We start from the raw sequence: 25,026 nt of genomic DNA, 5'->3' as shown, positions 1-25,026 counted from the left end.
CTCTCCCGATCGGCAGAGGTGCCAGGTTCGATGTGGCAAAAGCCGTCAGCGCCTTAGTGACCGGCGCTCTGGCCGCCGTCGACATGCAGGATCTCGCCGGTGACGAAGCCCGCGCCTTCCAGGAACAGCACGGCGTCGACGATGTCCTTCATCTCGCCCATGCGGCCCACCGGATGCAGCTTGGCGAGGAAGTCGTGGGTCTCGGGGGCGTGCATCGGCGTCTTGATCACGCCGGGCGCAACCGCGTTCACGCGGATGCCCTTGGCGGCATATTCGATCGCGAGCGACTTGGTCGCCGCGCTGAGCCCGCCCTTGGTCAGCGACGCCAGCACCGAGGGCACGTTGCTGTTGGCATGGTCGACCAGGCTGGTCGTGATCTGCACGATATGCCCCGACCCCTGCTTGACCATCTCCTTCGCCACGCGGCGGGTGATGTAGAAGAAGCCGTTGAGGTTGGTTGCGAGCACCGCGGCGTAATCCTGATCGGTGTGGTCGGTGAACGGCTTGGCGACAAAGATGCCGGCATTGTTGACCAGCGTGTCGACACGGCCGAAGCGCGCCAGCGCCTGCTTGACGATGCGATCGGCTACCTCGGGATCGCCGATGTCGCCCGGGACCGCCAGCACATCAGCATCGGTCGACGGCTTGATGCTGCGGGAATTGGCGACGACGCGGTAGTTGCGATCGCGATAGCCCTTGACGAGCGCTTCGCCGATCCCCTGCGACGCACCGGTGATGATGGCAACCTTCTGCTCTGCACCCATGATCTCTCTCCATGTGTTGCTGAAGCGGCATCAGCACCGCCTCGATGGAGAGCAAGCTAGATACATCCGCATTTCGTGCGAATGCCCGCTATTCGGCAGACACTCTTCCGCGGCGCGAACGACTGGCCCGGCTGGCCTCGCGCGACAGCCGCTCGAAATAGCGTTTCAGCCGCGGCGTCGCGAAATCGACGAAGGCGCGCACCTTGGGCACGTCGAAGCGACCCTGCGGCGCCAACAGATGCACCGGCAAGGCCGGATGCTCGTCCTTGGCAAGCAGGATCTGCAATCGCCCGTCACGGATTTCCTCGGCAATGTGATACGAGAACAGCCGGGTGACGCCGTGCCCTTCGCTGGCCGAGGCGACCGCTGCCCGCACCGTGTTGACGACAAGGCGCGGCGCGAACTGGACCGCGCGCGCCACCTTCGACTTCGCGGCCGGCGGAAAGCTCCAGGAGTCGAGCCCGAAATGCGTCATTGCGATGATCTGGTGCTTTGCGAGATCAGCCGGCTCGCCGATCACGGGATGCTGCGCGAGATAACCCGGCGACGCCGCGACCACGCGGCGCACCTCGCCGAGCTTGATCGCGACAAAATTGGAATCGGCGAGCTGCGCGATGCGCAGCGCGACGTCGATGCCCTCGTCGATCAGGTTGACGGTGCGATCGAGCATCACGAGCCGCACCGTCACTGCCGGATACTCGGTCATGAAGGCGTCGAGCAGCGGCCGCAGCACGTCCTCGCCGACGACGACGGGTGCGGTGATGGTCAGCGTGCCGCGCGGCGCCGACCGCTCGCCGCCGGCCGAGATGTCGGCCTCCTCGAGCTCGCTGAGGATCCGCCGGCACGCCGCCGCGTAACGCTGGCCGGCGTCGCTCAGCTTCAGCGACCGCGTGGTACGATGAAGCAGCTCGGCCCCGACATGATGCTCGAGGAACGCGATCGCCCGGCTGATCGCCGCTGGCGAGCGCCGTAGCTTCCGCCCCGCACCGGCAAGGCTGCCCTCGTCGACCGCCGCGACGAAGACCTTCATGGCGTCGATGCGGTCCATCGCTCTCCCCGGTTCGCGGCCGCCACTAGCCCTCTACGTCATACTGCTTGCTGAGGTGATCGCCGATCTGCACCAGCATCGCGACGCATTCGGGGTAGCCGGGCCGCGCCACCGTGGCCTCGTTGGCGCTGGCGCGAAATTCCCAGCTGTCGCCGTCGCGCAGCACGGAGATGTTGATGCCGTCGGGGCAGTCGGCATGGACCTTCAACTCGGCCCGCGCCATCGCGACGAGTTCGGCTTCGGTCTTGATCGGCTTGCTCATGTGACGGCGTCCTCCCGGCTGGCGACATCAGCCATGGTTGCCGATTTGGCAGCCGAATGTCGAGAGGACGCCCCCGATCACGGGCTGTTGCAATTGACAAATTGCGGGTCCCGGCGAACATTGGGCTGGGTCGATACCACCCGCCGCTTGCACCCCGCCCGGGGACGGTGAACGTATCAAGCCAGGTTTCAGGCTTCCTTTGCCCGCACGAACGGGTCAGCAACGCAAGCCCCTGACGCTTTCCGTTCGTCGATGCAAAGGTTGATCCCATGCGCGACTTTCGTGATGCCAAGGCCATGGCGCAGACGCTGCGCGAAGCGCTCGCTGCCAAATCGATCCCCCTCACCCACAGCGACAGCCTGGAGCTGATCGCCAACGTCCTCGGTCTGCGCGACTGGAACACGCTGTCCGCCCGGATTCACTCCGCCGGACGGCCGAGCACGCCGGCACAGGCTGCAGACTCCACCGCAGAATCACCGCCGATCGTCACGCGGCAGGAGACCGCCGTCGATTCAGCCACGCTCGATCGTTATGCCGGGTTCTATCAGCTCAACGACCGCGCCGTGTTCACGGTGACACCCGACGAACATCATCTGGTGATGCAACTGACCGGGCAGCGCTCGGTGCGGTTCTTTGCAGAGAGCGTGACCGAATTCTTCGCCAGGATTGTCGACGCGCAGGTCAGCTTCGTTGTCGGACCGGACGGACGTGCCAGTTCGCTGATTCTGCATCAGAACGGCAGCGATATTCCGATGGCGCGTATCGACGCCGCGACAGCAAGGAAGATCGCCGATCAGACGGCGGAGCGCGTCAAGAACCAGTCGGCAAATCCTGGAACCGAGGCTGCGCTGCACCGGCTGATCGATGGGATCGCCAGGGGGAATCCCAACTACAATGAGATGAGCCCGCCCCTGGCGGCGGCGACCCGCAAGCAGATGGCGTGGCTTCAGCCCCTCGCGGACCTCGGCACGATCCAATCGATCCGCTTTCTCGGTGTCGGCGAGCAAGGCGAAGACGTCTATAGCGTCAGACAGGCGAACGGCGCTACGCGCTGGCGCATCGCGCTCGACGACAAGGGGATCATTTCGACCGCGTGGGTGACTCCCGGCCCGTAACAGCCCGTTCCGCTACGGCGTCGCGCCGGCGCGGCGCTCGCCCTTGATGAGCGGCAGCGTGCTGACCGGCGCGTCCTTCGGCTTCTCCGGCAGCGATCCGGTCGTGACCGGATCGGGCAGCGGCGCGCGGGCGGTGGCGTCGGGGAAGCGGGTCTTCATCTCGCGGATGAAGCCGTCGAGCGTGTCGACGCTGGCGGCCATCCGCGCGATCTGGGCGAACTCGGCGCTTGAGGTCGCGACCGGCTTGCTGGCCGCGTCGAACGCCAGTTTGTCGGCATCGCCGGACATCAGCGGCGCGTATTTTTCCCGGAATCGGGACAGGCCGATGGTGTCCTCGGCGAGCGCATAGCCGACTACGGCGCGGATGACGTCGGCCTTCTCGCTCGGATTGAGCGGGGTGAAGTCGCGCCAGCGGTCGCCGTAATAGAGCTCGATCTGCTCGGATGCCTCGCGCCAGTGCCGCGACGCCCAATAGATGTCCGAACGCAGCCGGATCGCCTCGCGCCCAGTGATGTTCGAGATGATGTCGAGCGCGAGGTCGTGCCGGCCGACGTCGCTCTGCGCACGCGCCTCGAGCAGCAGCCGCTGCTGGCGCAGTTCGCCGGAGAGGTCTGCGATCCGGGTCGAGCGCAGCGCGCCAATGGCGCGGTCGGGCTTGCGGTTCATCAGATAGACCATCGCAAGCCGCGCGGCGACCTGGGCGCGCGCCGCGCCTTCGAGCCGCTTGTCGACCTGGTACTGCAGGAGGTCGGCGGCCTGGTCGAGCAGATCGACGCCGACGAGACGGTCGGCGAGACGGCGGATCATCTCGTCGCCGCGGCGGCCGATCGGCGTCAGCTCGCGATAGTCGTAGAAGGTGCCGAGCGCATCGATCGGCGCCATCTCGTCGCCCTTCGGGCCGAGATAGAGCTGCACGAACAGCGCCGAGGCGGCATCCTGCGCCTGGCGCGATTCCGGCGCGTTCGGCTGCAGCCGGGTCGCCGCACGTGTCACCGCGAAGGCATCGGAATAGCGCGCGGTCTCGGCATAGATCTTCGACAGCACGTACAGCGTCTTCAGCTCGATATTGTCGCCGCGCCACAGCATCGACAGGAGCTCGAGCTCCTTCAGCACATCGTCGCGGCCGATCTCGCCGCGCTTCTGCCGCAGCAGCGTCTCCAGCAGTCTGCCTTCGGCGGCGGCCTGCCGGTCGGGCGAACTGGCGGCGAAGCGATAAGCGTCGAGCGCATCCTTCTCCTGGCCGAGCGCTTCGGCTAGCCGGCCGCGCAGCACCGCAACCGCGGGCTTGAGCGCGTCGGGAACGCCGACCACGTCGAGATCGCTCTTGCGCCGCGCGGCGCCGGCATAGTCCTTGACCTCGAGCGAGGCCTTCATCGAGTCGATCGTGACGATGCGCTGCAGATCGGGCGGCAGCGTCGCGACCGCGAATTCGGCGTTCTTGAACTTTTCGCGCGCCTCAGGCCATTTGCCCTCGCGGGCGAAGGCCAGCCCCTTCCACAATTGGGAATCGTAACCGTTGCCGATCACGGGATTGGCGAGGTCCTTGAGGCCCTGCGCCGGGTGCCCGATCAGGATGCTGGCCACCGCGTGCACCATCACCACGGACGCTGCCTCGCTGCCGCGCTTGCTCTCGGACAGCATCAGATTGGCGACACCATGGGCTTCCTGGTACATGCCGCGCGCCATGTAGAAATCGGCGAGATCGAGCCGCGCCTGCGGCAGCTGCTCGGCATTGGCCGTCGAAGCCGCCACAATCAGCCCGTCGAGCTGCTTGAGGAAATTCTCCGACTGGTTCTTGCGCCACTCGTCCGGATCGAACAGCGGCTTCACTGCCGCGGTCGCCCGCTCGGCGGCGACGTCGGCCGACGACAGCGTCAGGCCGCCGGGCCGGCCCAGCATCACCTTGTCGACGCCGACCTCCGCCTTGACGTCGTCGGCGTTCGGATGAACCACGACACCGTGGATCGATTCCAGCAATGAGAGCTCGACAAAGTCCTGCCGCTTGATGATGCCGCGGGTCGGCGGCGGCGCGGTCACGACCCAGAGCGTATCGCCCGCATCGGGATCGATCAGTCTATGGAGCTGGCCGGGATTGGCGAGCGGCACGCTGACATTGGCGAGCGAAGGCTCGCTGATGTTGCGCACAACGCTGAGCGGCAGCGGCGGCTTCTGCACCCGGTCGGCGAAGGTCAGCGTCCAGCTCACGCCGCGCGAGCGATCGTCGCTCTCGAGTGACGGCATCTGCGGCCGGTTGAGGCGGAAGCGCACCGCCTGCCCCTTCTCCAGCGCGATCCGGCTGACGTCTGATATCAGCGAGCCGGCCTTGGTGCGGATCGGATCGACGTCGATCGCCTCAGGCGTGTCGAACACCATCCACACCGTGTCGGCGCGACGGAACAGCGCCGCCGGCGTCACGCCGGGGAATGAGAACGTCACCCGCAACCCGTCGCTGTCGCGCAGGGCTTCGACCGCGGAACTGGCAGCAGACTTGGCGCTGGCGCGGGCCTCTGCAGGCGGCGATGGCGCCGCTGGCTTCGGCGCCTCCATGGCCGGCACGGCCGCGACAGCAGCCGCAGGCTTCGGCGCGTCGCTCTGTTCGGTCGCAGCGCTGCCCTCGCGCGGCGCGGCCGGTGCAGCGGCTTTCTCGACGTCGGCCGCCGGCGCCGCGGCGATCTTCGGCAGCTCCGAATTGGGCAGCTCGGATCTCGGCTGTTCCGATTTGGCGGGCACGGGCGCCGGTTGTTCGGTCGTGGCCTGTTCGGGCTTGACCGGCTCGGACTGCACCTGTTCGGACTTTACCGGGTCGGACTTTACCTGCTCCGACTTGGCCGGCTCCGCCTTGGGTTGCTCTGCCTTGAGTTGCTCGGACTTGATCTCGATCTTGGCTTGCTGCGCGATGCTCTCCGACGTCACCGGCGCGATCGCAGCCGCCCCCTTCGGCATGCCGCGCGGCGTCGGCAACAACGAGCTCAGCGAGGGCTTCGCCGCCGGCTGCTGCTCGCTCTGCTGGAAGGCGACATCGACGATGTAGTTCTTCTCGTCGCGGAACGAATGCACGTCGACATCGCCAACCAGCGTCACGTCGACCGCCGAGGTATCCGTGTCGGCGCGCGAACTGATCGACGCGACGTTCGGGGGAGCGGCAACCTTGGCATCGGCGAGGTCGAAGGCCAGGACCGAGTTGAAGGACAGCGTCAGCTTCTGCTCGTTCAGCACCGAGGAGACGCTGACCCCGTCGGGGACCTCGAACACGAAACGGACGAAGGTGGGCTGCACCAGCGCGCGAACCCGGATCGGCGGCTTCTTCTTGGCGGCATCGGCGGCGCGCTGGATACGCAGCAGACGCTCGGCGGCACGGGCGCGCTCCGCCAGCTCGCGGATCACTTCCTGCGGCAGCGACGGCGGCGGGCCGGTCCAGCCGTCGGGCAGGAAGTCGACGAAGATGCGCTCGCCGGCGGTCATGGTGTTGATGGTGACGCGCCGCGCCAGCGACAGGCGGATCGCCGAACCGTCGGGATCGCGGCGCGCGGCGCCGACATAGTCGGGCACCGCATCCGAGAGTTTCTCGACGGGGATATCGACCGGACGCTTGAAGCGGATCACGATGATCGAGCCGGCGGTCGTGACCTCCGACTCGACATCCTCCTTCAGCTTCAGCACCAGCCGGGCATAGCCGTTCGCGGCCGAGAATGTCGCCTCGCCCGGCACCGGCGGCAGGTCTTGGGCCCGCACCGTGGCTGGATATGTGAGGGTTGTAACGGCAAGGCCGGTGGCAAGCAGGCACAGACGGGCAGTCCGCGCCCAGGCGCGGCCTAGCGACCATGTTTCAGCGGCAGCCGTTCGCGCCATCTCGAAACGTCTTCTCGGATCTCAGCCATACCAGCGCGAAGCGCCCTCGCCCACGCGTCCCGATCTTGGATCGGGCGGCGTTAAGGAGCTGTTAACGTCAATTGATTGTTTCAGAGGACGCTACGAGGGGACCAGGAAGGTGTCTTTGAAGCGGGTTTCGGAGGCGGCTTCGCCCCTGCGGTAATCTGTCGGTCGAACGTCTTTGCGGTATGGTTAAAGAACACTTGCCATCACATTGGAACGGCTCGCGGAAATGGGCGGTTCAAGCTGCCGCTCTATACGACGAGATTCGACATCCAGAATCATCTGAAAGCACTTGAGCAGCAAACCGCTTGTATCGCAGCGGTGCTGGATGAGGACGATCCATCTTTCGTCGCCACGGCTATCGCCGACGTCGCGAAGGCGTCTGGCTCGCGGGCGCAAACCCGCCGAAGGTTAGCCTCTGAGGCTAGCGCGCTCCGTCAATTCGTCTTCGGCGTGAGCATCTTGCCTTCGATCTTGGGAAGATCGTCTGTTGATACCGACTTGTCGCCGCCGGCGCGGCGGGCGAGTTCGACCGTGAGCCGTTCGGCGGCCTCGGGCTGCATCAGGCCGAGGATGTCCGACATCTTGCGCGGCTGGATCTGCGAGGCGATCTGGTAGAGCACGGTCATTTCCAGCCGATCGAACACTTTTGCGGCGTCCTTCGGCTTCATGTTCTCGTACATGGTGACGATGCCCTTGAAGCGGGCGGCGTCGGCTTCTGCCTTGGCCGCCGCATCGGCATTCGTCTTGGCGTCATTGGCCTTGGCCTCCTCGACCTTGGCCTCGATGCGCTTCTCGGCGGCCTTCAGCAGGCTTTCGCGAATCTCGACCTCGCGGGCACGCGTCTCCAGCTCCTGGCGGCGCGACTGCAGCCGTTCCAGGATCGCGCGTTCGGACGCCGACACCGGCGGCGGCGCATCCAGATTGACCACCACGCCGTCGGGCTTGGGCGCCTCAGCGGCCGGCGCGGCCGGTTTCGGTGCCTCGTCCTTCTTCGCGTCCTTGCCCTCGACCGATCCCGTGATGTCGCCGGGATCGGCCTTGAACTTGCTGTCGGCAACCGCCTTGGGAGCGCCGGGGAAGTTGAAATTCTGCTGCGCCCAGGACGGGCCGGCCGGGCCGGCCGGCGGCGCGTCATCGGCAAACACGTACCCGCCATCGAGCACGAGGCCCGCGACCTTCAGCACCATCAGGCCGAAGATCGCAACCAGCACCACGGGCATCACTCTGATGTCACGAAGCAACTTCATGCAGCGAGGCCGCCGGCCCTCCTGCGCTCGGTGAAGGCTTCAGCCGCCGCGGCAACCGCGCGTGCCGCCGAAACCCTGGGCGCTGGCGCCACTGGCGCGGCAGGCGCCGGTGCCGGCGCTTGCGCGGGCTCCGGCGGCCGCGCGGCCATCGCGATCTTGGACAGGCGGCGCACCACATGGTCGCCTTCCGCCAGTTGGTTCTTCAGCTGCGCCGACATCTGCACCGCCGCGTCGAGCTGGTTGCCAAGGTTCTCGTTGACGTCGCGCACCGCGTGCTTCAATCCGCCGATCGCCCGCTCGGCGATCTCGGTCGCGGTGATCAATTCGGCGATCGTCGCCTTCAGCGAATGCTCGTCCGCCTTCAGCCGTTGCAGCCGCTTGTTGAGCAGCCAGCAATAGCCGATCGTCAGCATCAGCAGCACGGCTACCAGACTCTCGATTGCTAGTCCAAGCACGTGACTCATGGTGCCTCCATCATCTTGGTCCGCTCGTCCGCCTTCTCGAACATCGCGAAGGTGGTTTGGGGTTTACGCAAATTCTTGGTGACGCGGATCGCGACGCGGTCGCCGACGCGGCCCATGCGCCCCTCCGTCAGGGTGACATTGCCGCAACGGACCGAGACCAGCGCGTCGGAACGGATGTCCAGCGGCAGCGTGTCGCCGACCTTGAGCTTCATCAGCTCCTTGAGCGGGATATCGGCCTCGTACAGCACCGCATCGACCGCAATCTCGGCCTGCGCCACTTCGGTGGCGAAATGGCCTTCCCAGATCGGATCGCGGCCGAACTTTTCGCCCATGAACATCTGCAACAGCACGTTGCGGATCGGTTCGATGGTGGCGTAGGGCAGCAGCAATTCGACATTGCCGCCGCGGTCTTCCATGTCGATGCGCAGGCGCACCAGGATCGCGGCATTGGCCGGACGGCTGATCGCGGCAAACCGCGGATTGGTCTCGAGCCGGTCGATCGTGAAGGTCACCGGCGACAGCGGCCGGAACGCCTGCTCGGCATCCGACAGCACCACCTCGACCAGCCGCTTCACGAGGTTGGTCTCGATCGTGGTGTAGGGCCGGCCCTCGATCTTGAGCTGGGTCTGGCCGCGGCGGCCGCCGAGCAGCACGTCGATCATCGAATAGATCAGGTTGGAGTCGACCATGGCGAGGCCGAAATTCTCCCATTCCTCCGCCTTGAACACCGAGAGCACCGCCGGCAGCGGGATCGAGTTCATGTAGTCGCCGAAGCGCACCGAGGTGATGCGGTCGAGCGAGACCTCGACGTTGTCGGAGGTGAAATTGCGCAAGCTGGTCGTCATCAACCGCACCAGGCGGTCGAACACGATTTCGAGCATCGGCAGACGCTCGTAGGACACCATCGCGGAATCGATGATGGCGCGGATGCCGGAATGATCGTCGAGGCTGACGTCGCCGACCGTGAAGCCGAGGAGATTGTCGATCTCCTCCTGCGACAGCACGCGCTCGCCATTGGTGTTCTTGCCGCCGAAGTCGCGGCTGCCGTCCTCGACCATGGCGGCCCATTGCAGCGCCATGTTCTCGGTGAGCTCGTTCTTGGCAGCTTCCGCCGCAGCCGCCGCAGGATCCTCGGAATCGAGCGAGGCTTCCCATTGGGCCGCAATGGCGTCCTGGTCCATCTGGTCGTTGCCGGCCATGGCTTTACATCCGCCCCGTCACTGGATCACGACTTCCTTGAACAGCACCGCGTTCACCTGGTTGGGCGCCAGCGCGAGGTTGACGCGCTTGGTCAGCTCTTCCTTGAGGCGGAACAGGCCGGCCGAGCCGTTGAGATCGCTCGGGCGCAGCTCGCGCATGTAGGTCTGGAACAGGTCGGTGACGCGCGGCAGCGCCGGCTTGATCGCCTCGACCTGCTTCTCTTCCTTGATCTCAAGCACGAGCTTCAGCTTGAGATATTGCACCCGCTCGCCGGGCGCGCCGACCAGATTGACCAGCATGTCGGGCACGTCGACAAAGCTCGGCGGCTTCGGCGGCGGCGCTTCGGCGTGCTGCTCCTCGCCGTGACCGCGCATGAAGAAGAACCATCCGCCCGCCCCCGCGCCGAGCACGACGAGGAAGCCGACGACGGCAATGATCAGCTTGAGCTTGCCCTTCTTCGGAGCGGCCGCGCCCTCGCCGCTATCCGTCTTTTCCTCGTCCGCCATCGTCCGCTCGCTTCAACCTGAAGGATGCGAACGCGATTTGCCCCAGCTTTGGCTTGAAGACGCGATACAAAGGCCGCCGGCGCACACGCGCCCCAATGCCGGCAACACTGGGGTCATAATGGTTAACGGAAGATTAGGATTTACCTTCAACTAGGAAAAAACTGCCGGGCAAACATGGTCAACAAGACCTTTCTGCCGCCCGGCACGCCCCCGAAAAACACCTAACCCATTCAAATATCTGATTATTTAAAGTTGGCACGGGTTTCGCTGAGAGGACAACGTGACTGGCGGGTTTGGGAGAACCCAATGGTTATCGACGGTCCGGCGTGAAGGTTTGGGAGAACCTTTCGCATCGGATCACCTCACAGGGGAGAACCACCGATGCAGAATACGCTTCTGGTCGGACTATCGAAGCAGATGGTGCTGGAACGGCAGATGGATGTCGTTTCCAACAACATCGCGAACATGAACACCAACGGCTACAAGGCCGACCGGTCGCTGTTCCAGGAATATCTGTCCTCGAACGCGCATGAGGACAATTTCGCGTCCTCCGACCGCCGCGTCTCCTTCGTGCAGGACCGCGCGACCTTCCACGACTTCTCGCAGGGCCCGACCGAAGAGACCAAGAACCCGCTCGACGTCGCGATCGACGGCAACGCCTTCCTGGTGGTGCAGACGCCGGGCGGCGAGCGCTACACCCGCGACGGCAACCTTCAGATCAACAATCGCGGCCAGCTCGTCACCGCCTCGGGCTACCAGGTGCTCGGCACCGCCGGCCCGATCACGTTCCAGCAGACCGATCACGACGTCAACATCGCCCCCGACGGCAACGTCAGCGTGCTCGAGGGCACGTCCCGCCTCGACTCGATCCGCGGCAAGCTGCGCCTGGTCTCGTTCGCGCAGGCCCAGCGCCTGCTGAAGGAAGGCTCCAACCTTTATGTGCCGGGCGAAGGCGCGGCGCCGCAGCCGGACACCAAGGCGCAGATCCGCCAGGGCTTCATCGAGAAGTCGAACGTCAATTCCGTCGTCGAGATGAGCCGCATGATCGAGATCACGCGGACCTACACCCAAATCGCCTCGCTGCTCCAGCAGCAGAGCGACCTGCACAAATCGGCGATCGAGAAACTCGCCGACGTGCCGAACTGATCCGGGGGACTGACAGATGCGCGCACTTTATACCGCGGCGACCGGAATGGCGGCACAGGAACTCAGCGTTCAGGTGATCTCCAACAACATCGCGAACCTGCGTACCACCGGCTACAAGAAGCAGCGCGCTGCGTTCCAGGACCTGATCTACGACCATGTGCGCCGGGTCGGCGCGCAGGCCTCCGACCAGAACACCATCATGCCGATGGGCATCGACCTCGGCGGCGGCGTCAAGACCGTCGGCACGCCGCGGATGATGACCCAGGGCACGCTGTCGCCGACCGGCAACGATCTCGACATCGCGATCCGCGGCGAAGGCTTCTTCAAGATCCTGATGCCGGACGGCACCTTCACCTACACCCGCGACGGCTCGTTCCAGATGGACAACCAGGGTCGCATCGTCAACGCGCAGGGCAATCTGCTGCAGCCGACGATCACGATCCCGCAGAACGCCTCCGGCCTCACCATCAATGCGCAGGGCCAGGTCTCGGTGACGCTGCCGGGCCAGACCGCATCGACCAACATCGGCCAGGTCGGCTTGACCCGCTTCATCAACAAGGCCGGCCTGATGCCGATCGGCGACAACCTGTTCCAGGAGACGCCGGCCTCCGGCCAGCCGCAGGACGGCATCGCCAACACCGACGGCTATGGCGACATGCAGCAGAGCAACCTCGAACAGGCCAACGTCGAAGTGGTCTCGGAAATCTCCGACCTGATCGCCGCGCAGCGCGCCTATGAGATGAACTCGAAGGTGGTCTCCGCGGCCGACCAGATGATGCAGTCGACCTCCAACCTGTTCCGCTGAGGATGATGTCGATGTTCGCCCGCTCACTCCTGATCGCAGCCGCGCTCCTCGCGGTGACCGCGCTACCAGCCGCGGCACAAAGCCGCGGCGAGACCATCGCGGTGCCGACGCTGCGCGCCAGCGTCACGGTCGCGGACGACATCGTGCGGGTCGGCGACCTCATCGACAATGCCGGCAGCGCCGGCAGCATCGCGATCTACCGCGCGCCCGACCTCGGCACCACTGGTACGCTGCCGGTCGCGCAGGTGCTGAACGTGCTGCGCACCCACCAGGTGATCGGCGTCGACACCCGCGAGCTGAAGGAGATCACCGTCACGCGGCTCGCGCGCACCATCGACAGCAAGGAGATCGAGCAGCAGTTGTCGCGCGCGCTGGAGGGCCGCCACGGGCTCGGCAGGGCCGGCAACATCGCGCTGACCTTCGACCGCGATCCCGGCGACCTCCGCCTCGAGGCAACCAGCACCGGCGCGATGCAGCCCGTCGCCGTGCGCTACGACCAACGCTCGACGCGTTTCGACGTTACCTTCGAGGTCAGCAACGAAGCCGGCACGGCTCCGTACAAGCTGCGCCTCACCGGCACCGCGATCGAGACCATCGACGCCGCCGTGCTGACGCGCAATGTCGAACGCGGCGACGTGCTGAAAGCCTCCGACGTGGTGGTCGAGCGCCGTCCGAAAGCCGAAATCGGCAACGACGCGGCGGTGCGCGACGGCGCCGTCGGCATGCAGATGCGCCGCCAGATCCGCGCCGGCCAGGCGCTGCGCACAGCCGACATGGCAAAACCCGATCTCGTCACCCGCGACCAGAACGTCACGCTGGTCTACCGCACCTCCGGTCTCTACCTCACGATCCGCGGCAAGGCGATGGATGGCGGCGCAGAGGGCGACGTCGTCAACGTGATGAATTTGCAGTCCAAGCGCGCCGTCTCCGGCGTCGTCACCGGCCGCGGCGAGGTTTCGATCTCGGTTGCGACCCCGCGCGGAGCGCCGGCCGCCGACGCCGCCTCTTCAGATTCCGCTCCCGTCAAGCTGAGTTCAGTTGCACCAAACGCCGAGTAAAGTTCATGTCCCAGTACCGCATCAACCGCCTCATCCTGACCGGTGCGCTGCTCGCACTCGGAACGATCGCCAGCGGTTGCTCGTCGATCGACCGTCTCTCCCAGATCGGTGAAAAGCCGAAGCTGACAGAGATCGAGAACCCGACGGCGCAGCCCGGCTACAAGCCGGTGCAGATGCCGATGCCGAAGCCCGAGGTCGCCTCCTACAGCCCCAACTCGCTGTGGCGCAGCGGCTCGCGCGCCTTCTTCAAGGACCAGCGCGCCGCGCGCGTCGGCGACATCCTGACGGTCACGGTGAACTTCACCGACAAGGCCGCGATCGCCAACGAAACCCAGCGCAGCCGCAGCAACTCCGAAGACTCCGGGGTGACCAACTTCCTGGGCTCGCAGACCATCACGCAAGCCAACAAGATTCTGCCCGGCAAGATCCTGACCGCCGAATCCACGGCCTCGAGCGACGGCAAGGGCTCGGTCAACCGCCAGGAAGCGCTGCAGACCAGCGTCGCCGCCGTCGTCACCCAGATTCTCCCGAACGGAAACCTTGTCGTCGAAGGCAAGCAGGAGATCCGCGTCAACTACGAAATCCGCGAGCTGATCGTGGCCGGCATCGTCCGCCCGGAAGACATCCAGAGCGACAACACCATCGACTCCTCGAAGATCGCCCAGGCCCGCATCGCCTATGGCGGCCGCGGCCAGATCACCGACGTGCAACAGCCGCGCTATGGCCAGCAGGTTCTCGACGTGCTCTTGCCCTTCTAACGGCATGATCCCGAAAAGTGGAAACCGGTTTTCGGATAAGGACCATGCCCAAGTAAGATTTTTTCGAGCTCCCACATCTCGTCGCGAACCTAGGCGCGGCGCGGTGTACCAACACGGCCCTCGCTAGCTCCCCTGGCGAGGGCCGTGGCATTCTTGTGACCGGTCGAATGCACTGGAACGTTTTCGAGCGAAGTGGACACCGGTTCGCGTGAAGAAAACGCGTCAAGACAACAATCGAGAGCCCGTTCCGATTCCATCGGAACGGAAAAGGGCACTCGCGCGATCGTCGCGCACCAATCCGATACCGCTTCGTGCAAGTCGCGCAATCGGCTTCTCGGTTCGTTAACCGTCGGGTGAAGGTTAAGTAGCAGTCCCTCCGCTTGCAACGTAGCTAGACGACAACGCAGGGTTTGCAATTCGTGACGGTCATGCAAAGAGACGGTCGATATGCGGCGTGGTTTCGCACGCCGCGCGGCGAAGGAACCGGAATAGTCCATCTCGCAAACGGCAGGATCTCGGGCGGCGACGCCATGTTCACCTATGGCGGCTCCTATCAGCTCGATGGGGACCGCTTCACGGCGGTCCTGACGACGCACAGATATGCCGACGGCCCGTTCACCACCGTGTTCGGATGCGACGAGGTCGAGGCGCAGCTGAGCGGCACCTTCAGCGGCAATCGCGCGGTGTGCTCGGGCACCGCCAAGCAGGCCCCCGGCGTGCTGTTCGAAGCCACGCTGTTTCTGCAGCAACAGGAGCAGGCGCCCGCCCCCGGCCCAAAAACCACGGCAACGCGCGCGGATGTGACGAGGCTGCCGAAGCTCCCCGACCGCCGTACAACCGTCGTGACCCGGCGATTCAGCTGATCGGTCCGCAATCCCGTTGGCATCTCCGCCCCTTCGGGCGTACCATCGCGCATGCGCGAAGCGCAGCCCGATCGATGCAGCCGGAAGGAGGAACGCATGTATGCCGCCATCCGTCACGCCAAGGCGAAGACTGGTAGCGCCGAAGAACTCGCGCGCCGGATCAAGGAAGGCGCAATTCCGATCATCAGCGATGTCGAAGGCTTCATGGCCTATTACGTTGTCTATGCCGGCGACGACACGGTCACCGCGATCAGCGTCTTCAACAATCATGCCGGCGCCGAGGAGGCCAACCGCCGCGCATTGGCCTGGATCGATGACAATCTCGGCCCATTGCTGATCGGCCAAGCCACCGCGGTTGCGGGTCCAGTGATCGTGCACACCAAAGCCTGATTGGCCGCAACCGGGGTTGCGGGGCCAGTGATCGTGCATACGAAAGCTGACGGCCGCGCCGGGTAAACTTCGCCCGGACGGAGCATCTCGGCTCCGACAATCGCCGCCGTTTGCGCTATCATGGCGCCAACGCCGCAAGGCAGAACGATCACGGATACGACCGCAATGAGCACGAGGCCAATCACAGTCATGAGGCTCTTCGCTCATGCTTGCTGCGGTGCGGTCGGCGCCTTTGTGTTCGGCCTGTGCCTCGCAAGCACGATCAGGCACTTCGACGGCCTCTCCCTCGCAGTCACGATTCTATTCGTGATTCCGGTCATCTCCGACTTGTTCTGGACCCGTCGCGAGGTTCGCCAGATGGCTGTCGGCGAAGCTTTCAATCAGCAGGCAACTCAATTCCTCTGGTCCTATCTCTTCTTCACCATGCTCTCGTCGGGCTTTGGCATCGCGGTTATGGCCCTGATTTTGCAGTCGGCGGACTTCACGCGAACCTTTGGCTCAACCCTGTACGGCGTACTGACGTGCGCCGCGATCTATCCGGTTGTCCGCGACGCGAAACGCCTCGCCGATACGGTGGAGCGGCGGACTATCATTTGACCTACCCGCGCCGCTCGGGCCCGTTGCTCAGGACGATGAAAGCCGCGCCGGCGAAATCGTATCGCGCAACCTCACGCATGCCGAGCCGCAAATGCGCCTTGAGCGAGCGCTGATTGTCTTTCCGGATGAAGAGGATTGCCTCGCGGCCCGGAAACGTCGCCTGAAGCTTCGCGTACAGCGCCGGCAGGACTCCAAGGCCGCGCGCGTCCTGGGAGACGCATACCGGACCGTACACATACGCATCGGGACGCCCCGGCCAGGCCTTCAGCATAGCCTGCACCGGCGGAGCCTCATCAAATCCTCGCTCAGACGTCAGAAGAGCGCCGAGCAACCTCTCCGCCTTGTCGGTCGCGATGACGATCGATTGCCCGCTTGAAATGCGCTTCTCGATCGCATCGCGCGGCCATTGCCCGAGCAGCATGCCGCCCCGATCGCCGGTATTGGCCGTCAGCAGCGCGGAAATGGATTCCGCATCCGACGATGTGGCGAGCCTGGTTGTGATCATCACGGATGGACCGGATCGGCAGGCCGCACGCCGGCGCAGCTCATGCCTTCTTCCTCGCGGTTGCGCGAGCGCCCGCGGCCGCCTTCTTCGCCGGCTTCTTCTCAGGTTTCTTGGATTTGGCCTGGTTGAGCTCGATCGCAGCACGGATCAGGGCCTTCAGCGCGCGGTCGTTGATCTTGTCGCCCTCGAACAGATCGATCGCGCGCCGCACATTGCCCTCGAAGCCGGTGTTGAACAGCTTGTCTGGGTCCGGAAGCTGCGCGCCATACATGAAGGTCAGCTTCACCTTGCCCTTGTGGGCGTTGCCGACCGCGATGATGCCGTCGCGCGACCACACCGGGCTGCCCATCCACTTCCATTCCTCGATGATTTCGGAGTCGGCGGCGAGGATGCTCTTGCGCAGGCTGGCGAGCGTCTTGCCGCGCCAGTCGGTGAGATCCTCGATCATCTGGTCGATACGTTCCGATGCCGTCATTGCTGCCTCATGGTCCCAGCCTGTCTCATGCAATCACACTTGTGATGCGGAGGTCGATCCCCCCTGCATCCGCCGCGGCGCCAGATAGGGTAACGCGAACAGATACAGGCCGCTCAGCAGCATGAAGATCAGCGGGAACAGCGCCAGCAGGCCGATCCAGACGGCTTGCTGCTGCAGAACCATCGCGACGATGTTGATGATGACGGCAACCGTGAAGACGATCGAGAGCCAGCGGTGAAATTGCCTGATCCAGTTGTTCCAGTTCATGTGACCTCCTGTTGGGTCGGTGCAAATTTGTGTATTGCCGTCATTACGAGCGAAGCGAAGCAATCCATCGCACCGAGTACGCGGATCAATGGATTGCTTCGTCGCTATCGCTCCTCGCAATGACGAGAGAGAGAGGACGATCAGCCTTCGCGCACCAGCAGCTGATCGAGATTCTCCAGGAACTGCTTCCACCCGGCATGGGCGCCGCCATAGGCCTGCTTCTGATGCGGCTGGAAGCCGGACTGCTCGACGCGCAGATGGGTGCCCTTCGCCGTCGGTGTCAGCGTGAAGACCACCACGCTCTCGAGATTGTAGGCGGCATCCGCATGCGCGAAATTCCAGGTGTAGGACAGCGTCTTGTGCGGCTCGACGGCAAGCACTTTGCAGTCCAGCACGCCGCCCCACTCGCCGCGCAGATTGAAGCTGTGCCCGACCTCGGGCTTGAAGTCGTTCTTCATCAGCCACTCCTCCATCAGATGCGGTTGCGTCAGCGCGCGCCAGAGCTTTTCCGGCGGATGGGGAAATTCGCGCTCCACGATTGCGGAGCGCGTCTCACGGGTGGTCTTGTTCATTGGTCCATCCTTTTGAGAAGATCTTCGAGGTGGTCGAACCGGTTCTGCCAGAAGCCCGCCATCTGGCTGGTCCAGTCGATCAACGGCGCCAGCGCGCCGAGTTGCGCGCTGTAATGCGTCTGCCTTCCTTCATGCCGGTCGCGCACCAGCCCGGCCTGCTTCAGCACGCCGAGATGTTTTGACACCGCCGGCTGCGAGATCTTTGCCCGCGCCGTCAGCGCACCGACGGTCTGCTCGCCCTCGCGGCACAGGCGCTCGAAGATCGCCCGGCGGGTCGGGTCTGCGAGAGTTCGAAACAGCACGTCGTGAGCGTCCGGCATCGGATCAATAGCCCGTTGGTTATGGATTAATGCATAACTGACGAGCTATGGATCGGTCAAGCGGGAAGTTGGGGAACTCTGACTGGTGACCATGCTGCAATACCTTCGGTATGCTTGGCGCGGATTTGGCCGCGCCGACATACTCATAACTGATTGGCTATCCATCAGCCGCTGATTTGCCCGTTCGGGCAACTCAGCAAAACCTTCAATCCCGCAATAAGAAAATATTCCGCCTGGCGTCTGACCCAACTCATCGCGAACATGCGGATGTTGGCTCACAGACCGTTCAACATGCTTGGTGTGGTCCCTGCGAAAGCAGGGACCCACAACCACCGATCGACATTGTTGAACGAAGCTGAAACGACGAGTCCCTTCACGACATCCGCCGCGGGGTTGGGTCCCTGCTCCCGTGCGCAATTGCGCACTAGGCAGGGACGACGATTGTGGACGTGGCGGTCGCGAGCCCACGAATTCACGTCGTTGCGATGGCGCGGCGCATGACCTACACATATCGCGCGGACGCGGTCCTTGTTCGGAGAACCTTGATGTGCCAGCTCTGCGAAATCATGCCTCCCAACCGAACCTCCCGGCGCTTCTTCCTCGCTGGCGCGGCGTGCACCGCGGCCAGTCTCGCCCTTGCGCCGGCTGTGACGGCCAAGGAGACAAAACCGCCGCCGAAGCCGCAGAACGTGCTGCCGCCGGACGCCGCGCTCGACCGGCTGGTGAAGGGCAACCTCCGTTATGTCGAAGGCGTTTCGCGGCGGCATGATTTCAAGCACGAGCGCGAGGCGCTGTCCGGCGGACAGAACCCGTTCGCCGGCATCCTGAGTTGCGCGGACTCCCGCATCGCACCGGAATACGCCTTCGATACCGGCCGCGGCGACCTGTTCGTCTGCCGCGTCGCCGGCAATTTCGCCAGCGACGAGATGATCGCAAGCCTCGAGTATGCGCAGTCCGTGCTCGGCGTGCCGCTGTTCATGGTGCTCGGCCACGACAGCTGCGGGGCGGTCGACGCCGCGATCAAGTCGCTGAAGGACAACACCACCCTGCCCGGCCATCTGCCCGAGCTGGTCACCGCGATCGCGCCGGCGGTGAAGGCGACCGAGGGCAAGCCGGGCGACCTGCTCGCCAACGCCATCAAGCAAAACGTCATCGACAACGTCGCGATGCTCAAGACGGCGACGCCGATCCTCAGCGCCGCGGTCGATCAGGGCAAGCTCCGGATCGTCGGCGCGGTCTATCGGCTGGCCGACGGCAAGGTCGAGCTGGTCACGGACGCCAGGCGACCGGCGACTTGAACCTCGGCGCGGCCTGCGACCACCGAAGCCAAGAACGACGTCGCGTGAGCGACATGGAGAAGGCGGATGTGGCGCCGGCGCGGATGGATTGCTGGAGTGCTGCTCCTGGTCGTGACCTGGTTGCCGGCGCGCGCCGGCGTCGAGCCCTGCAACACGGCGCAGGGGCGGATCGAAATGATCGCGTTGCTCCGCCATGCCGCGGCGGACCGGCCGGTCAACATCACTTTCGCAACCCGGGCCGATGGCGTGAAGCTGCCCGCCGCCGTGATCGAGCAATATCCCGAGGAGATCACGATCATCCTGCAGCACGAATTCGATCGCCTCGTGGTGAGGGATGACGGCTTCGAGGTCGGCGTCTGGTTCAATCGCAAATATGCCAGGCTGACCGTGCCGTTCGACGCGATCAGGAGCCTGTGGGACGGCAAGGCCCTGATGTGCACGAACAATCAACTGTAGGAAACAGCGACCTTCAAGCTGGAGGAAGATGGAAGGTCAGGTGAACGTCGCTCCGCGCACTCCCGTGTCGTCCCTGCTCCCGTGCGCAATTGCGCACTAGGCAGGGACGACATCTTCATGTGGAGGCAAGCTCGTCAACGCAACGTCACCTCACGTGAACGTCGCTTCCACGTTGCCGAGCCCATCGAGCTCCATCACGACCGTGTCGCCGGCCTTCAGCCACACCGTCTTGACCAGGCTGCCGGTCAACACGATCTGGCCGGCATGCAGGCCACGGCCTTCGGCGGCGAGATGATTGGCGAGCCAGGCGAGCGCGTTGTGCGGATGGCCGAGCACGTCGGCGCCGGTGCCCCGCCCCTCCTCCTTGCCGTTGACGAGCGCGCGTCCGGTGACCTTGCGCAGATCGGGCACGGTGATGCGTGGCACGGCTTCGCCGAGCACGCAGCCGGCGGCGAAGAAGTCGTCGGCGATCAGCGTCGGCGCGCCGAGCGTCTCCCATTTGACGTAGCGGTCGTCGACGATCTCGATCGCCGGATGGTAGGCCTCGATCGCCTCCGCGACCCATTCGGCGGTGAACGGCCCTTCGCCGGGAGCGAGACTGCGCGCCAGCCGCACCGCGATCTCGCATTCGACGCCGACATGAACGAAGTCGGCCGCCGGCAGCCGCACGCCGCTGTCATGCACGACCTTCTCGAACACGCCGCCGCCGCAAGGGTGCGGGATGTTGATGTACTCCTGCATCACGGCGCTGGTGCAGCCGATCTTGTAGCCGACCAGGCTGCCGACCTGTGGCTGCAGCAGATCGTGCAGTGCGTACTGCACGCGATAGCCTTCGGCCTCGTCGAGCGGCACGATGTCTTTGGCGAGCGCCTTGAGTGGCGCGCGGCTGCGGCGCGCGCTGGCAATCGCCTTTGCGGCCGCGAGGACCCGATCCATCTGCGCAGCCTCCCTGATGTTCTCGGCGGCGCGGTGGCGCCTCCGTCTGCTCACTGCAATTCAGCACTCGCCGACGCGTCTGGCAAGCACGCCGGACGGGCGAGGCCGTCAGGCCTTGACCAGGCCGAGCCTGATCAGGCTCTCGGCGGTCGCGACGATCATCTCCTCATTGCCGCGCGGGCGCCAGCCGAGCTGGTTCTGCGCCTTGGCGCTGGTCGAGCGGCGCACCTTGCCGAGCAGCGGCAGGGTGGCGCGGGCCAACGGGTTGCGCCGCGCGGCGAGCCGGATCATCCAGTCCGGCGCCTGGAACCGGGGCACGCGCCGCGCCTTGCTGCCGAGTTTCCTGCGCAGCAGCCGGGCCACCTGCAGGATCGATATGGTCTCGCCGGCGACCGCGAGGAACCGCTCGCCCCCGGCCTTGGGCGAGGTCATGGCGCGCAGATGCAGGTCGGCAACGTCGCGCACGTCGACGAGGCCGAAATGGATCCGAGGCACCGCCGGCATCGCGCCGTCGAGCAGCGCCTTGATGATGCCGATCGATTCGGAGAAGTCGGCGCCGAGCGCGGGGCCGAACACGGCGGTCGGATTGACCACGGCAAGCTCGAGGCCGTTGCCTTCGCGCGCGACGAAATCCCAGGCGGCGCGCTCGGCGAGCGTCTTGGATTTCGGGTAGGCCTGCACATCGGGGCCATCGAGGTTCGACCAGGTGGTCTCATCGAACGGCTTGGCTTGCGGCGGATGGCCATAGCCGATCGCCGCAAACGACGACGTCACGACGACGCGCTTGACGCCGGCGTCGCGCGCCGCGCGCAACACCCGCAGCGTGCCTTCGCGCGCCGGAACGATCAGCTCGTTCTCGTCCTCCGGCACATGCGCACCGAGCGGCGACGCGACATGCAGCACGTAATCGCATCCTGTGACCGCCTCGCGCCAGCCGGCATCGCGCAGCAGGTCGGCGGTGGCAAAGCCGACCTGGTCGGCCGCGTGCGCGCCTCCCTCGCGCAGCATCGCGATCACGTCCTTGCTGCGGTCCGGATTTCGCAGCGTGGTTCGCACCGTATGCCCGTCGGCGAGCAGCTGCAGGATGGTATGCACGCCGATGAAACCCGATCCCCCCGTGACCAAAACCGTGCTCATGTCCCTAGCCTCTTCATGGTTCGGCGGATGGGGCACACATTGCACCGCCACCTGCACAGGCCGCATCTGGTCACTATCTGACGTTGGACAAGTAGAATGAAATTCGAGACCGGTATGGAAAACAATACCAGCGAACTATGTGACGGCGGTGAATGCGAGAGCTGCCCGACCGACCCCAATCTGCTGATCGAGTTCAAGCACGCGATCCGCGCGCTCGGCGGCAAATGGAAGCTCGAGATCCTGTTCACGCTGATGAACGGCGGCGTGCGATTCGGCGCGCTGCGCCGCGCGCTGGTGCCGATCACCCAGCATATGCTGACCGCGCAACTGCGCGAGCTCGAGCGCGATGGGCTGGTGTCGCGCAAGGTGCTCGCCGAAAAGCCGTTGCGGGTCGAATACGAGCTGACGGATTCGGCCTGGAGCCTGACGCCGGCTTTCCGCGAATTGCTGGCGTGGTCGAAAATCCACGGACCGCGCCGTCACGCGGAGGCAAGCGAGATGACACTCGGGGCGGCGATCGGCTGAATGACGTCGAGCTGCGACGGCATCGGGGCTCGGCCCCCTCTCCCGCTTGCGGGGGAGGGTTGGGGTGGGGGTTTCTCCACGAGTCGCATGTGGTGAGAGCCCCCACCCGGATCGCATCTAACGATGCGATCCGACCTCCCCCGCAAACGGGAGAGGTGAAGGAAGGCAGTGGAGATATCGGTTCAACCCATGCCGAGCGCGCGCCGGATCGCGATCTCGACCGGCGAGTAGGCGCCGTCGTCACGCTCGAGCCGGTACGGCTCGGCTGGACTGAGCGACGGTTGCGCCATGAAGCGCGGCCTCGTTCCCCGGTGCTTCTGCGCGGCATGCACCAGGAAGGGATGGCACAGATAGACCGTGCCTGCTTCACCCGTCGCCAGCGCAAGCTCGCACTCGGCGCCCGTTTGCGCGAGGTTCATCCGCGCGCGTCCGGCCTCGCCCGCCGGCGCCAGATAACGCGCCATCTGAAAATGCGAGCCGACCCTGATCCGGGTCGGCGCATCGTCCTCGCCGACATCGGAGAACAGGAACAACATCACCAGCGCCCGGCCGCGCGAGTTGACATTCACTCGCCATGCCGAGAAGTCGCTCCGTTCGTTCGGATCGCAATCCTCGCCGGGAAAGCTGACATCGACATGCCAGCCGGCGTCACCGGGATCGTCCGGATGCGGGAACCGCACCGGGAAGGTTCCGATGTTGTGGCGCGGAGACCAGCGGCCGGGGCCTGCGATCTGGTCGAACGCCCGATACAGCAGCGGCGAGTTGATTGCCTGCCGGAATGGTTCCTCGCCATAGCCGGGCAGCCGCACCACCGGGCGCGTCCAGGTCGAAGGATCATGCTCGCTGCACGGCAGGTCGCGCCACATGATGGCACGTCCCGCATCGGCGAGTTCGCGGGGAAAGGCGTTGTCGATCCGGACAAAGCCATGTTCGATAAATTGCTCGATTTGCGCGTCGCTGAGCGCACGCGCGTCGTCTCGATCGGTCATGATTGTCTCTGAAATCGTCGCCAGCCGTCGATGCTCCGCGAGGCGCGGAGTTTGGCCGGCTCATTCGGTTCACTGGAATCCCGCGAGCCCGAGCTCGCGGGGACGATCAGCGCTTCCGTGCGGAAACGAGATCAGCCCAGGAAGAAAACCGATGCGATGTTGAGAGTACGCGTCATCATGGCGGCGCGAACCTACGACCGGTGCGCGCCGGAATCAATCTGTAGTGGTCCACCGCCACTATTCGTCGCGATAGACCTTCTCGCGCTTCTCGTGGCGTTCCTGCGCCTCCACCGACAGCGTCGCGATCGGGCGGGCTTCGAGCCGCTTCAGCGAGATCGGGTCACCGGTCTCTTCGCAATAGCCGTAGGTGTTGTCTTCGATGCGCTGGAGCGCCGCGTCGATCTTGGAGATCAGCTTGCGCTGACGATCGCGGGCTCGAAGTTCGATCGCGCGGTCGGTTTCCGAGGAAGCTCGGTCCGCGAGATCGGGGTGGTTGACGTTCTCTTCCTGCAACGTTTGCAGCGTGACCTTCGATTCGCGGAGGATCTCATCCTTCCAGGCCAGCAGCTTGGCGCGGAAATAATCACGCTGCCGCTCATTCATGAAAGGCTCTTTTTCAGTCGGCCGGTAGTTCTTCAGCTTTTCCAAAGGCAGCCATGTCCCTGTCTGGCGGAGGGAACAAAACCCCTCCGCGCGGCGCCTTATATAGCCACGTCATGTGACAGACAATATCTGCCACCGCGAAAGGCGGGCTGCCCCCAAGGCCTTGCACAGGCAAACTTATCCGCCCTGCCTGGAGCCAGCCCTTACCCCTCTCCTCGCCCGTCAGTAGCCGACCGTGAAACGCTGCCGGATATGGCCCGGGCGCTCGATTTCGTCGGCGAGTGCAACTGCGAAGTCCTCGAACGAGATCGAGCTCTTCCCGTCGGCTGCGGTCAAAAGCTGGTCGGTCCCGAGCCGGAACTTGCCGGTCCGCTCGCCTGCCACGAACAGCGCCGAGGGCGACAAAAAGGTCCAGTTCAGGTCCCTTTCCTGGCGCAGCAGGTCGAGGAACTCAGCCCCCTTCGAGGCCTCGGCCTTGTACTGGGCCGGGAAGTTCGGCGTGGTCACCAGGCGGACGCCCGGGGCCACCTCGAGGCTGCCGGCGCCTCCGACCACGAGATAGCGGCCGACCCCGGACGCCTTGGCCGCCCCGATCAGCTTGACCGGGTCGCTGACGGTGAAATGGACGGAACTGATCGCGGCATCGTGGCCGGCCCACAGCGCGGTCAGGGCGTCCTGGTCGTTCACATCCCCCTTCACGGCGGTGACACCAGGCAGGGTTGCGATCTTCTCCGGGTTGCGGGCGATGGCGGTGACGGCATGGCCGCGGCGGGCGAGTTCCGCGGTGAGGCGCGAGCCGGCCTGGCCGGATGCGCCGGCGATGGCGATCTTCATCAAAGTCTCC

The 25,026-nt window shown here is 65.0% G+C and carries 29 protein-coding genes; 11 read left to right on the top strand and 18 right to left on the bottom strand.

The annotated features are described in order from the left end of the window. Window positions 1–53: 53 nt before the first annotated feature. The 3 genes from AC066Y_RS14160 to AC066Y_RS14150 form a co-directional block, all read right to left on the bottom strand. Entirely contained in the window at window positions 54–764 is a 711-nt protein-coding gene (locus tag AC066Y_RS14160) for an SDR family NAD(P)-dependent oxidoreductase (protein WP_478274396.1), read from the bottom strand. A gap of 88 nt (window positions 765–852) precedes the next feature. Continuing rightward, entirely contained in the window at window positions 853–1,812 is a 960-nt protein-coding gene (locus tag AC066Y_RS14155) for a LysR family transcriptional regulator (RefSeq protein ID WP_478274395.1), read from the bottom strand. A 25-nt stretch (window positions 1,813–1,837) separates the two neighbouring features. Then, window positions 1,838–2,074, bottom strand: a complete 237-nt coding sequence (locus AC066Y_RS14150; protein WP_478274394.1) for a hypothetical protein — start codon at window positions 2,072–2,074, stop codon at window positions 1,838–1,840. A 269-nt stretch (window positions 2,075–2,343) separates the two neighbouring features. Here AC066Y_RS14150 and AC066Y_RS14145 point away from each other — a divergent pair, with 269 nt between their 5' ends. Further along, entirely contained in the window at window positions 2,344–3,189 is an 846-nt protein-coding gene (locus AC066Y_RS14145; protein ID WP_478274393.1) for a glyoxalase superfamily protein, read from the top strand. Between the two features lie 12 nt (window positions 3,190–3,201). Here AC066Y_RS14145 and AC066Y_RS14140 read toward each other — a convergent pair whose 3' ends face one another. The 5 genes from AC066Y_RS14140 to fliL form a co-directional block, all read right to left on the bottom strand. Then, the gene (locus AC066Y_RS14140) at window positions 3,202–7,038 is read right to left on the bottom strand and encodes a tetratricopeptide repeat protein (RefSeq protein ID WP_478274392.1); all 3,837 of its coding nucleotides are present in this window, start codon (window positions 7,036–7,038) and stop codon (window positions 3,202–3,204) included. A 461-nt stretch (window positions 7,039–7,499) separates the two neighbouring features. Beyond that, on the bottom strand, window positions 7,500–8,312 hold the full coding sequence (locus AC066Y_RS14135; RefSeq protein ID WP_092115406.1) for a MotE family protein: 813 nt from the start codon (window positions 8,310–8,312) through the stop codon (window positions 7,500–7,502). After that, complete coding sequence (locus AC066Y_RS14130; RefSeq protein WP_478274391.1) at window positions 8,309–8,776, bottom strand: DUF6468 domain-containing protein; 468 nt, start codon at window positions 8,774–8,776, stop codon at window positions 8,309–8,311. The genes AC066Y_RS14135 and AC066Y_RS14130 overlap by 4 nt, the downstream gene beginning before the upstream one ends. Then, entirely contained in the window at window positions 8,773–9,975 is a 1,203-nt protein-coding gene (fliM, locus tag AC066Y_RS14125; protein ID WP_092115408.1) for a flagellar motor switch protein FliM, read from the bottom strand. The genes AC066Y_RS14130 and fliM overlap by 4 nt, the downstream gene beginning before the upstream one ends. 18 nt (window positions 9,976–9,993) lie before the next feature. Next, window positions 9,994–10,482 (bottom strand): flagellar basal body-associated protein FliL, encoded by a 489-nt coding sequence (fliL, locus tag AC066Y_RS14120; RefSeq protein ID WP_050403480.1) that lies wholly within the window; start codon window positions 10,480–10,482, stop codon window positions 9,994–9,996. 381 nt (window positions 10,483–10,863) lie between these two features. Between fliL and flgF the strand changes: the two genes are divergently transcribed. From flgF to AC066Y_RS14085, 7 genes are all read left to right on the top strand, one after another. Next, on the top strand, window positions 10,864–11,628 hold the full coding sequence (gene flgF, locus AC066Y_RS14115) for a flagellar basal-body rod protein FlgF (RefSeq protein WP_478274390.1): 765 nt from the start codon (window positions 10,864–10,866) through the stop codon (window positions 11,626–11,628). A gap of 16 nt (window positions 11,629–11,644) precedes the next feature. Continuing rightward, window positions 11,645–12,433, top strand: a complete 789-nt coding sequence (flgG, locus tag AC066Y_RS14110) for a flagellar basal-body rod protein FlgG (protein ID WP_092115411.1) — start codon at window positions 11,645–11,647, stop codon at window positions 12,431–12,433. Between the two features lie 2 nt (window positions 12,434–12,435). Then, window positions 12,436–13,491: a flagellar basal body P-ring formation chaperone FlgA gene (gene flgA / locus AC066Y_RS14105; protein WP_478274389.1), complete on the top strand. Its 1,056-nt coding sequence runs from the start codon at window positions 12,436–12,438 to the stop codon at window positions 13,489–13,491. A 5-nt stretch (window positions 13,492–13,496) separates the two neighbouring features. Beyond that, on the top strand, window positions 13,497–14,249 hold the full coding sequence (flgH, locus tag AC066Y_RS14100; RefSeq protein WP_092115413.1) for a flagellar basal body L-ring protein FlgH: 753 nt from the start codon (window positions 13,497–13,499) through the stop codon (window positions 14,247–14,249). 428 nt (window positions 14,250–14,677) lie between these two features. Next, window positions 14,678–15,112, top strand: coding sequence for a hypothetical protein (locus AC066Y_RS14095; RefSeq protein WP_478274388.1), 435 nt, complete (start codon window positions 14,678–14,680; stop codon window positions 15,110–15,112). Window positions 15,113–15,208: 96 nt separating this feature from the next. Continuing rightward, complete coding sequence (locus tag AC066Y_RS14090; RefSeq protein WP_244067831.1) at window positions 15,209–15,502, top strand: antibiotic biosynthesis monooxygenase; 294 nt, start codon at window positions 15,209–15,211, stop codon at window positions 15,500–15,502. A gap of 189 nt (window positions 15,503–15,691) precedes the next feature. Next, entirely contained in the window at window positions 15,692–16,099 is a 408-nt protein-coding gene (locus AC066Y_RS14085) for a hypothetical protein (RefSeq protein WP_478274387.1), read from the top strand. 1 nt (window position 16,100) lies between these two features. Here the strand turns inward: AC066Y_RS14085 and AC066Y_RS14080 are convergent, their stop codons facing one another. From AC066Y_RS14080 to AC066Y_RS14060, 5 genes are all read right to left on the bottom strand, one after another. Continuing rightward, a complete protein-coding gene (locus tag AC066Y_RS14080; protein ID WP_478274386.1) occupies window positions 16,101–16,604 on the bottom strand; it encodes an N-acetyltransferase family protein in 504 nt (167 codons plus the stop codon). 40 nt (window positions 16,605–16,644) lie between these two features. After that, window positions 16,645–17,079 (bottom strand): DUF1801 domain-containing protein, encoded by a 435-nt coding sequence (locus AC066Y_RS14075; RefSeq protein WP_478274385.1) that lies wholly within the window; start codon window positions 17,077–17,079, stop codon window positions 16,645–16,647. Between the two features lie 33 nt (window positions 17,080–17,112). Next, window positions 17,113–17,346 carry a hypothetical protein gene (locus AC066Y_RS14070; protein WP_478274384.1) on the bottom strand — a complete coding sequence of 78 codons (234 nt, stop codon included), beginning with the start codon at window positions 17,344–17,346 and terminating at the stop codon, window positions 17,113–17,115. 140 nt (window positions 17,347–17,486) lie between these two features. Beyond that, on the bottom strand, window positions 17,487–17,918 hold the full coding sequence (locus AC066Y_RS14065; RefSeq protein ID WP_478274383.1) for an SRPBCC family protein: 432 nt from the start codon (window positions 17,916–17,918) through the stop codon (window positions 17,487–17,489). Next, window positions 17,915–18,238 (bottom strand): ArsR/SmtB family transcription factor, encoded by a 324-nt coding sequence (locus tag AC066Y_RS14060; RefSeq protein WP_050403489.1) that lies wholly within the window; start codon window positions 18,236–18,238, stop codon window positions 17,915–17,917. Before AC066Y_RS14060 ends, AC066Y_RS14065 begins: the two co-directional genes overlap by 4 nt. A gap of 545 nt (window positions 18,239–18,783) precedes the next feature. On the opposite strand from AC066Y_RS14060, the gene AC066Y_RS14055 reads away from it, so the two are divergent. Further along, the gene (locus tag AC066Y_RS14055; protein ID WP_478274382.1) at window positions 18,784–19,536 is read left to right on the top strand and encodes a carbonic anhydrase; all 753 of its coding nucleotides are present in this window, start codon (window positions 18,784–18,786) and stop codon (window positions 19,534–19,536) included. A 96-nt stretch (window positions 19,537–19,632) separates the two neighbouring features. Beyond that, a complete protein-coding gene (locus tag AC066Y_RS14050) occupies window positions 19,633–19,992 on the top strand; it encodes a ClpXP protease specificity-enhancing factor SspB (protein ID WP_478274381.1) in 360 nt (119 codons plus the stop codon). 150 nt (window positions 19,993–20,142) lie between these two features. On the opposite strand, the gene AC066Y_RS14045 is transcribed toward AC066Y_RS14050, so the two are convergent. Continuing rightward, window positions 20,143–20,928: a 2-keto-4-pentenoate hydratase gene (locus AC066Y_RS14045; protein WP_478274380.1), complete on the bottom strand. Its 786-nt coding sequence runs from the start codon at window positions 20,926–20,928 to the stop codon at window positions 20,143–20,145. Between the two features lie 108 nt (window positions 20,929–21,036). Further along, a complete protein-coding gene (locus AC066Y_RS14040; protein WP_478274379.1) occupies window positions 21,037–22,065 on the bottom strand; it encodes an SDR family oxidoreductase in 1,029 nt (342 codons plus the stop codon). Between the two features lie 96 nt (window positions 22,066–22,161). On the opposite strand from AC066Y_RS14040, the gene AC066Y_RS14035 reads away from it, so the two are divergent. Then, window positions 22,162–22,590 (top strand): winged helix-turn-helix transcriptional regulator, encoded by a 429-nt coding sequence (locus AC066Y_RS14035; RefSeq protein WP_478274378.1) that lies wholly within the window; start codon window positions 22,162–22,164, stop codon window positions 22,588–22,590. A 182-nt stretch (window positions 22,591–22,772) separates the two neighbouring features. On the opposite strand, the gene AC066Y_RS14030 is transcribed toward AC066Y_RS14035, so the two are convergent. The 3 genes from AC066Y_RS14030 to AC066Y_RS14020 all read right to left on the bottom strand — a co-directional run bounded on the left by AC066Y_RS14030 (window position 22,773) and on the right by AC066Y_RS14020 (window position 25,016). Next, complete coding sequence (locus AC066Y_RS14030) at window positions 22,773–23,579, bottom strand: phytanoyl-CoA dioxygenase family protein (protein ID WP_478274377.1); 807 nt, start codon at window positions 23,577–23,579, stop codon at window positions 22,773–22,775. 237 nt (window positions 23,580–23,816) lie between these two features. Next, entirely contained in the window at window positions 23,817–24,182 is a 366-nt protein-coding gene (dksA, locus tag AC066Y_RS14025) for an RNA polymerase-binding protein DksA (RefSeq protein ID WP_021077973.1), read from the bottom strand. A gap of 222 nt (window positions 24,183–24,404) precedes the next feature. Beyond that, window positions 24,405–25,016 carry an NAD(P)-dependent oxidoreductase gene (locus AC066Y_RS14020; RefSeq protein ID WP_478274376.1) on the bottom strand — a complete coding sequence of 204 codons (612 nt, stop codon included), beginning with the start codon at window positions 25,014–25,016 and terminating at the stop codon, window positions 24,405–24,407. Between the last annotated feature and the right edge of the window lie 10 nt (window positions 25,017–25,026).

This window comes from Bradyrhizobium sp. USDA3010 (assembly GCF_056429065.1).
Note: the sequence above shows the minus strand (reverse complement) of the source record. Positions and strands in the feature narration are given on the sequence as shown.